The sequence below is a fragment of the Pseudomonas sp. genome (genome assembly GCF_026224925.1).
Classification (GTDB): domain Bacteria; phylum Pseudomonadota; class Gammaproteobacteria; order Pseudomonadales; family Pseudomonadaceae; genus Aquipseudomonas.
Map to the genome: position 1 here is coordinate 1 of NZ_JAMFRV010000667.1, position 9,331 is coordinate 9,331.

At 56.5% G+C, this 9,331-nt stretch carries 9 protein-coding genes; 6 read left to right on the plus strand and 3 right to left on the minus strand.

All coding sequences use genetic code 11. The features are described 5' to 3' along the window. Nucleotides 1–229 precede the first annotated feature (229 nt). Nucleotides 230–1,390, minus strand: coding sequence for a Do family serine endopeptidase AlgW (gene algW, locus M0974_RS27740; RefSeq protein ID WP_297844761.1), 1,161 nt, complete (start codon nt 1,388–1,390; stop codon nt 230–232). 112 nt (nt 1,391–1,502) lie between these two features. On the opposite strand from algW, the gene M0974_RS27745 reads away from it, so the two are divergent. The 3 genes from M0974_RS27745 (at nt 1,503) to cysN (ending at nt 5,223) form a co-directional block, all read left to right on the plus strand. Beyond that, the gene (locus M0974_RS27745) at nt 1,503–2,261 is read left to right on the plus strand and encodes a Nif3-like dinuclear metal center hexameric protein (protein WP_297844764.1); all 759 of its coding nucleotides are present in this window, start codon (nt 1,503–1,505) and stop codon (nt 2,259–2,261) included. A 133-nt stretch (nt 2,262–2,394) separates the two neighbouring features. Further along, complete coding sequence (cysD, locus tag M0974_RS27750) at nt 2,395–3,312, plus strand: sulfate adenylyltransferase subunit CysD (RefSeq protein WP_297844766.1); 918 nt, start codon at nt 2,395–2,397, stop codon at nt 3,310–3,312. 15 nt (nt 3,313–3,327) lie between these two features. After that, nucleotides 3,328–5,223: a sulfate adenylyltransferase subunit CysN gene (gene cysN / locus M0974_RS27755; protein WP_297844768.1), complete on the plus strand. Its 1,896-nt coding sequence runs from the start codon at nt 3,328–3,330 to the stop codon at nt 5,221–5,223. Between the two features lie 142 nt (nt 5,224–5,365). On the opposite strand, the gene M0974_RS27760 is transcribed toward cysN, so the two are convergent. Next, on the minus strand, nt 5,366–5,800 hold the full coding sequence (locus tag M0974_RS27760; protein ID WP_297844769.1) for a DUF1043 family protein: 435 nt from the start codon (nt 5,798–5,800) through the stop codon (nt 5,366–5,368). Between the two features lie 147 nt (nt 5,801–5,947). On the opposite strand from M0974_RS27760, the gene M0974_RS27765 reads away from it, so the two are divergent. The 3 genes from M0974_RS27765 (at nt 5,948) to zapE (ending at nt 9,151) form a co-directional block, all read left to right on the plus strand. Continuing rightward, nucleotides 5,948–6,577, plus strand: a complete 630-nt coding sequence (locus M0974_RS27765; protein WP_297844770.1) for an alpha/beta fold hydrolase — start codon at nt 5,948–5,950, stop codon at nt 6,575–6,577. Nucleotides 6,578–6,645: 68 nt separating this feature from the next. Beyond that, complete coding sequence (locus tag M0974_RS27770) at nt 6,646–7,989, plus strand: tryptophan--tRNA ligase (protein WP_297844772.1); 1,344 nt, start codon at nt 6,646–6,648, stop codon at nt 7,987–7,989. A 67-nt stretch (nt 7,990–8,056) separates the two neighbouring features. Continuing rightward, entirely contained in the window at nt 8,057–9,151 is a 1,095-nt protein-coding gene (gene zapE, locus M0974_RS27775; protein ID WP_297844774.1) for a cell division protein ZapE, read from the plus strand. A 74-nt stretch (nt 9,152–9,225) separates the two neighbouring features. On the opposite strand, the gene M0974_RS27780 is transcribed toward zapE, so the two are convergent. After that, nucleotides 9,226–9,331: AraC family transcriptional regulator (locus tag M0974_RS27780; protein ID WP_297844775.1), on the minus strand; the 106-nt coding region annotated here is incomplete at its 5' end.

Here is a 9,331-nt window from a genome sequence, read left to right on the forward strand (position 1 = left end):
CCTCTGTGGGAGCGAAGTTGTTAGCGAATGGCAACTTCGCTGTTTTTCAGGTAAGCAGCTTCGTATGCTTCCCGAATAAATTGTGTCCCACAGTAACTCGGGTAATCCGAAGATCCCCTGTGGGAGCGAACTTGTTCGCGAATGGCAACGACGCGGTGTTTCAGGTAAATCACGTCGTTTGCTTCTCGAATAAATTCAGTCCCACAGAGCCTCGGAACGCCTGTAGAAATTATTCTTCCTCTGGCGTCGCAGTTGGTGCAGGTGGCGGACGCAACCCGACTTCAGCGGTCAGCGTCAGCTCTTTGCCGTTGCGCATCACTTGAATGGCAATCTTGTCGCTCGGCTTGGTGCGTGCCACCTGGTTCATCGAGCGGCGGCCATCGCCTGCGGGTTCGCCATCGATGCTCAAAATTACGTCACCCAGCAGCAGCCCGGCTTTTTGCGCTGGGCCGTCGCGGAAGATGCCTGCCACGACAATTCCTGGGCGGTCTTTCAAGCCGAACGATTCAGCCAGTTCCTGAGTCAGCGGCTGAACTTCAATCCCCAACCAGCCACGAATCACTTGGCCGTGTTCAATAATCGACTTCATGACTTCTAGCGCCAGTTTCACGGGTATCGCGAAACCAATGCCTTGGGAGCCGCCGGACTTCGAAAAAATCGCTGTGTTGATGCCCGTCAGATTACCGTTGGCGTCCACCAGCGCACCGCCAGAGTTACCTGGATTGATCGCAGCGTCCGTCTGAATGAAATCTTCGTAGGTGTTCAGACCCAACTGGTTGCGCCCGGTGGCGCTGATGATACCCATGGTCACGGTCTGGCCGACGCCAAACGGGTTGCCGATGGCCAGCGCCACGTCGCCGATACGGATGTTGTCGGAGCGGCCAATGGTGATGGCAGGCAGATTTTTCAGGTCGATTTTCAACACCGCCAAATCAGTTTCCGGGTCACTGCCAATGACGCGCGCGGTGGTTTCACGGCCGTCTTTCAACGCTACGACGATCTGGTCCGCGCCGCTGGTAACATGGTTGTTGGTCAGCAAGTAACCTTCGGGGCTCATGATCACCGCGGAGCCCAGACTGGACTCCATGCGGCGCTGTTTTGGCAGGTTGTCGCCAAAGAAGCGGCGGAACTGTGGGTCTTCAAACAGCGGATGGTTAGACTTGCTGACCACTTTAGTGGTGTACAAATTGGCAACGGCAGGCGCAGCAATAATCACTGCGTCGGCATACGACACAGGGCCTTGCTGTACAGCGGTGGTCTGCGGTGCTTGTTGAAGATTGACGTCTTGGCTAGGCAGGCCGACCCATTGCGGGTAGCGCTGGATAATCAGCATGGCGATGAGCACACCGGCCAGCAGGGGCCAAGCGAAGAAACGCAGTGCCTTGAACATTGAACACGTCCTGAGAATGCCAGGCGCAGCAGCTTTTTGTCGGGGCTGCGCCATAATGGCGGGCATTATACGAGTACCGAGCAGCTCTGAACTGCATATTTAGGAGTCTTTTATGGCTGTTGCGCTGAGTACCCTGGTCGAGGAAGCGAACCGCTATCTGAACTGCGCGCGGATTCAGGATTATTGCCCCAACGGTTTGCAGGTCGAAGGTCGTCCGCAGGTCATGCGGATCGTCAGTGGAGTGACTGCCAGCCAGGCTTTGCTGGATGCGGCAGTGGAAGCTCAGGCTGATTTGATCCTGGTTCACCACGGTTATTTCTGGAAGGGTGAAGACCCGTGCGTCGTGGGTATGAAGCAGCGTCGCCTGAAGACGCTGCTTAAACATGACATCAGTCTGCTCGCCTACCATTTACCGTTGGATCTGCACCCCGATGTCGGCAATAACGTGCAGTTGGCACGTGAGTTGGACATCACCGTGGAAGGACCGCTGGATCCGGAAAATCCGCGAATTATCGGCTTGGTCGGATCGCTGTCCGAGCCAACGACGCCGCGGGATTTCGCCCGGCGGGTTCAGGAGGTATTGGGCCGGGAACCGCTGTTGATTGAAGGTAGCGAGATGATTCGGCGCGTTGGTTGGTGCACTGGCGGCGGTCAGGGCTACATCGATCAGGCAGTGTTGGCCGGAGTCGATCTGTTTATAAGCGGCGAAGCCTCAGAGCAGACGTTTCACAGCGCCCAAGAAAACGACATCAGTTTCATTGCCGCGGGGCACCACGCCACCGAGCGGTATGGTGTACAAGCGCTGGGGGAATACCTGGCGAAGCACTTTGCGTTGGAGCACCTGTTTATTGATTGCCCCAACCCAATTTGACGCTTAAACGAAGCGGTCTATGGTTAGATCGTTTCGATCTAACCGCCTTTCTAATATAAGCAGACGCTGTGATAAAGTGTGCGGCTCGAACACGGCCCGCTGGCCGTTCATCCGTACGTTTTCGTGAGTAGCTATGGTCGACAAACTGACGCATCTGAAACAGTTGGAGGCGGAAAGCATCCACATTATCCGCGAGGTAGCCGCCGAGTTTGATAACCCGGTGATGCTGTACTCCGTCGGTAAAGACTCCGCCGTAATGCTACACCTGGCGCGTAAAGCGTTCTTTCCCGGGAAGTTGCCATTTCCGGTGATGCACGTCGATACCCGGTGGAAGTTCAAGGAAATGTACGCCTTCCGTGACCGCTTGGTCGAAGAACTAGGCCTTGATCTTTTGGTGCACGTAAACCCCGATGGCGTCGCGCAGGATATCAATCCGCTGACCCACGGCAGCGCCAAGCACACCGACATCATGAAGACCGAGGGCCTCAAGCAGGCGCTGGACAAGTATGGTTTCGATGCGGCTTTTGGTGGTGCACGTCGTGATGAAGAGAAGTCCCGCGCCAAAGAGCGCGTCTACTCGTTCCGCGACAACAAACACCGTTGGGACCCTAAGAATCAGCGCCCTGAGCTGTGGAACGTTTATAACGGCAAGGTCAACAAGGGCGAGTCGATTCGCGTATTCCCTTTGTCGAACTGGACCGAGCTGGACATCTGGCAGTACATCTACCTCGAAGGCATCCCGATCGTACCGCTGTATTTTGCGGCCGAGCGTGAAGTCATCGAGATGAATGGCACCTGGATCATGATCGACGACGATCGCCTGCGTAATCACCTCAGCGAAGAGGACCGTGCGCGCATCGTCAAGAAGAAAGTCCGCTTCCGCACACTCGGCGACTACCCGTTAACGGGCGCGGTTGAGTCCGAGGCGACCAGCCTCACCGACATCATTCAGGAAATGCTCCTGACGCGAACTTCCGAGCGCCAAGGCCGAGTCATCGATCACGATGGCGCCGGCTCAATGGAAGAAAAGAAACGTCAGGGCTATTTCTAAACAGGGTGTCTCACAATGTCGCATCAATCTGAATTGATCAGCGAGGACATCCTCGCCTATTTGGGCCAGCACGAACGCAAAGAACTGCTGCGCTTTCTCACCTGCGGTAACGTCGACGACGGCAAAAGTACGCTGATCGGGCGTTTGCTGCATGACTCCAAAATGATCTACGAAGATCATTTGGAAGCCATTACTCGCGACTCGAAAAAAGTCGGCACCACTGGCGATGATATCGATCTGGCGCTGTTGGTTGACGGTCTGCAAGCCGAGCGCGAGCAGGGCATCACCATCGACGTTGCCTACCGCTATTTCTCCACCGCAAAACGTAAATTCATCATTGCCGATACCCCGGGCCATGAGCAGTACACCCGTAACATGGCCACCGGTGCGTCGACCTGCGACCTGGCTATTATTCTGGTGGACGCCCGCTACGGCGTGCAGACCCAAACTCGTCGCCACAGCTTCATTGCTTCCTTGCTGGGCATCAAACACATCGTTGTGGCCATCAACAAGATGGACCTCAAAGGCTTCGATGAAGGCGTATTCGAGTCGATCAAGGCCGATTACAAGAGCTTTGCCGATGGCATCGCGCTCAAGCCGACCACCATGCATTTCGTCCCGATGTCGGCGCTCAAAGGCGACAACGTGGTGAACCACAGTGAGCGTTCGCCGTGGTACACCGGGCAGACGCTGATGGAAATTCTTGAGACGGTTGAAGTGGCGGCGGATCGCAACCTCACCGATCTGCGATTCCCAGTGCAGTACGTCAACCGTCCGAACCTGAATTTCCGTGGTTTCGCCGGTACATTAGCCAGCGGCATCGTGCACAAAGGCGACGAGATCGTGGTGTTGCCATCAGGCAAAACCAGCCGGGTTAAATCCATCGTCACCTTTGATGGCGAGTTGGAGCAGGCCGGCCCAGGTCAGGCCGTGACCTTGACCATGGAAGACGAGATCGACATCTCTCGTGGTGACTTGGTGGTACACGCCGACAGCATTCCGCAAATCTCCGACAGCTTCGACGCGATGTTGGTGTGGATGGCTGAAGAGCCGATGCTGCCGGGCAAGAAGTACGACATCAAGCGCGCCACCAGCTACGTGCCGGGCTCGATTGCCAGTATCACCCACAAAATCGACGTCAACACCCTGGCTGAAGGTCCGGCCAGCGAGTTGAAGCTGAACGAAATCGGTCGGGTCAAAGTCAGTCTCGACACAGCGATTGCGTTGGACGGTTATGAAAGCAACCGCACCACGGGTTCGTTCATCATCATTGATCGGTTGACCAACGGCACGGTTGCCGCGGGCATGATCATCGCGCGGCCGATTGTGGCGGGTGCAAGTCACCACGACCATAAAGCCCATGTAGCCACCGAAGAGCGCGCTCGCCGTTTCGGTCAGCAGCCAGCAACGGTATTGTTCAGCGGCTTGTCGGGCGCGGGCAAAAGCACCTTGGCTTACGCTCTGGAGCGTAAGCTGTTCGACATGGGCCGGGCGGTGTTCGTCCTCGACGGCCAAAACCTGCGTCACGACCTGAACAAGGGCCTGCCGCAAACCCGTGCCGGACGCACTGAAAACTGGCGGCGAGCGGCGCATGTTGCGCGTCAGTTCAACGAAGCGGGCCTGCTGACACTGGCGGCATTCGTTGCGCCAGACGCCGAAGGCCGCGAACAGGCCAAGACGCTGATTGGCGATGATCGTCTGTTAACGGTGTACGTCCAGGCATCGCCTACCGTTTGCCGTGAGCGTGATCCGCAGGGCCTGTATGCCGCCAATGGCGACAACATCCCGGGTGAATCCTTCCCGTATGACGTGCCATTGAATGCTGATCTGGTGATCGACACGCAATCGCTGTCACTCGAAGACAGCGTCAAGCAAGTGTTGGAACTGCTACGGAGCCGTGGCGCGATCTAATCGCAACACGTACACAAAACCCCGCGAAGGAGAAATTCTTCGTGGGGTTTTTTATAGCTTCAAGTTGGTCCCGCAGACGCCAATAAAAAAGCCCGCCATTCATTCCAAACGGCGGGCTTCTTGGTGATGCATAAAGCTCACATCACTTTTTCAAGCCGTAATGCTCATCAAGCATGCCAGGGGCATTCGGGGTTTTCGGCGCGTAGTCCTTTGGCGCTTCCGTGTTGCGTGGCGGGGTCAGGCGATCGCGAGGTCCTTGTGGGGTATCGGCGTGCAAGCTGGCCAACAAACGCTGACGCGTCTGTTCATCCAGAGCCAGGCGGTTGGCACCATCGGCGAGATGATCCTGTACTTCCTGATGGCTCTGCGAAAGCTTGTTCACCAGGCTAGCCGTGCTGTTGAAGTGTGTAACCACCTCGTTTTGATAACTGTTGAAGCGCTCTTGAACGTCATCCAGCTGACGCTGAGTGCTACTGGGTGCGGCGTTGGGCAGCAAACGAGCGACCAGGAAACCAATGACGACACCTGCGACCAGGGCGAGAGTCGGCAGCAACCAAACTAATAGCGAGTGTTCCACGAGTCCTTCCTCTATAAACGGCTTTGCTTTACGTTAACGGCTCGAACCTGCGCTGTATACCGCGAGACGCTCACGGATTATGCCAGACAACAGACAATCAGCTAGACGAGTCGACCTAATTCGAGGTCACGGAGTTCATTTTTGCTCATGCGCGAAACCCCTGTACTGATTGATGGCCCAGTAGGCCAAATCGAAGCCCTGTACCTCAATCTTGATGATGCTCGTGGTCTGGCACTGATCTGCCATCCTAACCCGGTGCAGGGAGGGACCATGCTTAATAAGGTGGTGTCGACATTACAGCGCACCGCCCGCGATGCCGGTTTGATTACCCTGCGCTTCAACTATCGGGGGGTGGGTGCCAGCGCTGGCGCGTCTGATATGGGCTCTGGCGAGATCGACGATGCTGAAGCGGCGGCGCAGTGGTTACGCTCTAAGCATCCCGGTTTACCAATCACGTTGCTGGGCTTCTCGTTTGGCGGTTTCGTCGCTGCCAGCCTTGGCGGACGCCTGGAAGCGAAGGGCGAAAAACTTGATCATTTATTTATGATCGCGCCTGCCGTTATGCGCTTGAGCGCCGAGCACCCGCTGCCGCACAACTGCCCGCTGACGCTGATTCAGCCAGAAACCGACGAAGTCATCGATCCACAAGTCGTCTACGACTGGTCCGACGCGCTGGAACGTCCCCATGAGCTGCTGAAAGTGGCAGAATGCGGACACTTTTTTCACGGCAAGCTGACCGATCTAAAAGATTTGGTCCTGCCGCGTCTTTCCAATTGATTGCAGCCAGAAGCGCCTGACCCTGCGGGCGCCCAACCCGCCCCAACCTAAATAAGCAGCGACTAGCCATGACCACTCGTATCCTGACCGGTATTACCACTTCCGGTACGCCGCACCTCGGCAACTATGCTGGTGCCATCCGCCCGGCGATCGTCGCCAGCCGCCAGAGCGACGCCGACTCGTTCTACTTTCTGGCTGACTACCATGCCTTGATCAAATGTGATGACCCGCTGCGCATCCAGCGCTCGCGTCTGGAAATCGCTGCGACTTGGCTGGCGGCCGGCCTTGATGTGAATCGGGTCACTTTCTATCGGCAGTCAGACATCCCGGAAATCCCAGAGCTGACCTGGCTGTTGACGTGTGTGGCGGCCAAGGGCTTGCTCAATCGTGCCCACGCTTATAAGGGCTCGGTGGATAAAAACCTTGAAGCCGGCGAAGACCCGGACGCCGGGATCACCATGGGCTTGTACAGCTACCCGGTGCTGATGGCGGCCGACATCCTGATGTTCAACGCGCACAAAGTGCCCGTTGGCCGTGATCAGATCCAGCACGTGGAAATGGCCCGTGACATCGGCCAGCGCTTTAACCACCTGTTTGGCCAAGGCAAAGAGTTTTTTGTCATGCCCGAAGCACTGATTGAAGAAAGCGTCGCCACGCTGCCGGGTCTCGACGGCCGGAAGATGTCGAAGAGCTACGACAACACCATTCCGTTGTTCAGTAGCGCTAAAGAAATGAAAACCGCAATTTCGCAGATTGTTACTGACTCGCGCGCGCCGGGCGAAGCCAAAGACCCGGACAACTCGCATCTCTTCACTCTCTACAAGGCCTTCGCCACGGCTGAGCAAGGCGCTGAGTTCCGTTCTGAGCTGTTGCAGGGCTTGGGTTGGGGCGAGGCTAAGCAGCGACTGTTCACGTTGCTTGATGCTGAGCTGAGCGAGGCGCGTGAGGCCTATCACGGCTTCATGGCGCGTCCATCAGATCTGGAAGATATTCTGCTGGCAGGCGCCGAAAAAGCCCGTCGTGTAGCGACGCCGTTCCTCGGTGAGCTGCGTGAGGCGGTTGGCCTGCGGTCTTTCCGCAGCACCGTACAAAGCACCGACATCGGCAAGAAAAAAGCCAGCAAGGGCGCACGCTTCGTCAGCTTCCGTGAAGACGACGGCAGCTTCCGCTTCCGCTTGCTGGCCGCCGATGGCGAGCAACTGTTGTTGTCGCACAATTTTGCCGACGGCAAGACCGCGGGCGCTATCAGCAAGCAATTGCAGCTGGGCGGCGATCTGGATCTGCGTAGCGAAGATAATCGCTTCACGGTGTGGGTCGACGGTGTTTGTGTGGCTGACAGCCCTGAGTTTGCCGACAGCCAGGCACGAGATGCTGCCATCGCTAACATAACGTTGGTCTTGACCCCGCAATAGGTCTGATTGCCATTTTCAGGGGTCGTCGCTACAGTGGCGGCCCGTTTTTGTCACCTTGCTAACGAATATGACCCCCCTAGAACGATATCAAGCTGATCTGAAGCGCCCCGATTTCTTCCACGATGCCGCGCAGGAAACTGCTGTACGCCATCTGCAGCGTCTGTACGACGACTTGGTCGCCGCGCAGCACAGCAAGCCAGGTTTGCTCGGTAAGCTGTTTGGCAAGAAGCCCCAGGCACCCGTCAAAGGTTTGTATTTTTGGGGCGGCGTTGGCCGTGGCAAGACCTACCTGGTAGACACGTTCTTCGAAGCCTTGCCGTTCAAGGAAAAAGTCCGGACTCACTTCCACCGCTTCATGAAGCGTGTGCACGAAGAGATGAGGACTCTAAATGGCGAGAAAAACCCATTGGTGATCATCGCCAAGCGCTTTTCTGATGAGGCGCGGGTGATTTGTTTCGATGAGTTTTTCGTTTCTGACATCACCGATGCAATGATTCTCGGCACCCTGATGGAAGAACTGTTCAAAAACGGCGTGACCTTGGTCGCGACCTCGAACATCGTCCCGGACGGTTTGTACAAAGACGGCCTGCAACGTGCGCGCTTTCTGCCGGCAATCGCCTTGATCAAGATCAATACCGACATCGTCAACGTCGACAGTGGTGTGGACTATCGTCTGCGTCACCTGGAGCAGGCTGAGCTGTTTCACTTCCCGTTGGATGAAGCCGCCGAAGAAAGCCTGCGCAAAAGCTTTCGGGCGCTGACGCCGGAATGCACTCAGGCGATCAAAGACGATGTGCTGATGATCGAGAACCGCGAAATTCGCGCCATGCTTACCTGCGATGACGTAGCCTGGTTTGACTTTCGCGAGTTGTGTGACGGTCCGCGCAGCCAGAACGATTACATCGAACTGGGCAAAATCTTCCATGCCGTATTGATCAGTGGCGTCGAGCAGATGAGCGTCAAGACTGACGACATCGCCCGTCGCTTCATCAACATGGTCGACGAGTTCTATGACCGCAACGTCAAGCTGATCATTTCGGCTGAAGTTGAACTCAAGGATTTGTACACCGGTGGCCGTCTGAACTTCGAGTTTCAGCGCACCCTCAGCCGCCTGCTGGAAATGCAATCCCACGAGTTCCTGTCGCGGCCGCATAAGCCCTAGAAGGGCAGCTGCGAGCTTCAAGCGTTAAGCAGGGCACAGCGGTTCCGCTTGCAGCTTGTAGCTCGCTTCTGCTTTCAGGCTGCCTGCTGAAACTGCTGGCGGTACTGATTGGGGGACAGTTCTGTATGTTGGCGGAACAACCGCGCAAAGAAGCTGGCGTCGTCGTAGCCCACTTCGTAG

Bases quoted from the DNA above. Each gene is read 5' to 3' on its own strand.
- M0974_RS27765 (WP_297844770.1), top strand. From the start codon at position 5,948: ATGCGCGAAACCCCTGTACTGATTGATGGCCCAGTAGGCCAAATCGAA.
- cysD (WP_297844766.1), top strand. From the start codon at position 2,395: ATGGTCGACAAACTGACGCATCTGAAACAGTTGGAGGCGGAAAGCATC.
- M0974_RS27770 (WP_297844772.1), top strand. From the start codon at position 6,646: ATGACCACTCGTATCCTGACCGGTATTACCACTTCCGGTACGCCGCAC.
- cysN (WP_297844768.1), top strand. From the start codon at position 3,328: ATGTCGCATCAATCTGAATTGATCAGCGAGGACATCCTCGCCTATTTG.
- algW (WP_297844761.1), bottom strand. From the start codon at position 1,390: ATGTTCAAGGCACTGCGTTTCTTCGCTTGGCCCCTGCTGGCCGGTGTG.
- M0974_RS27745 (WP_297844764.1), top strand. From the start codon at position 1,503: ATGGCTGTTGCGCTGAGTACCCTGGTCGAGGAAGCGAACCGCTATCTG.
- zapE (WP_297844774.1), top strand. From the start codon at position 8,057: ATGACCCCCCTAGAACGATATCAAGCTGATCTGAAGCGCCCCGATTTC.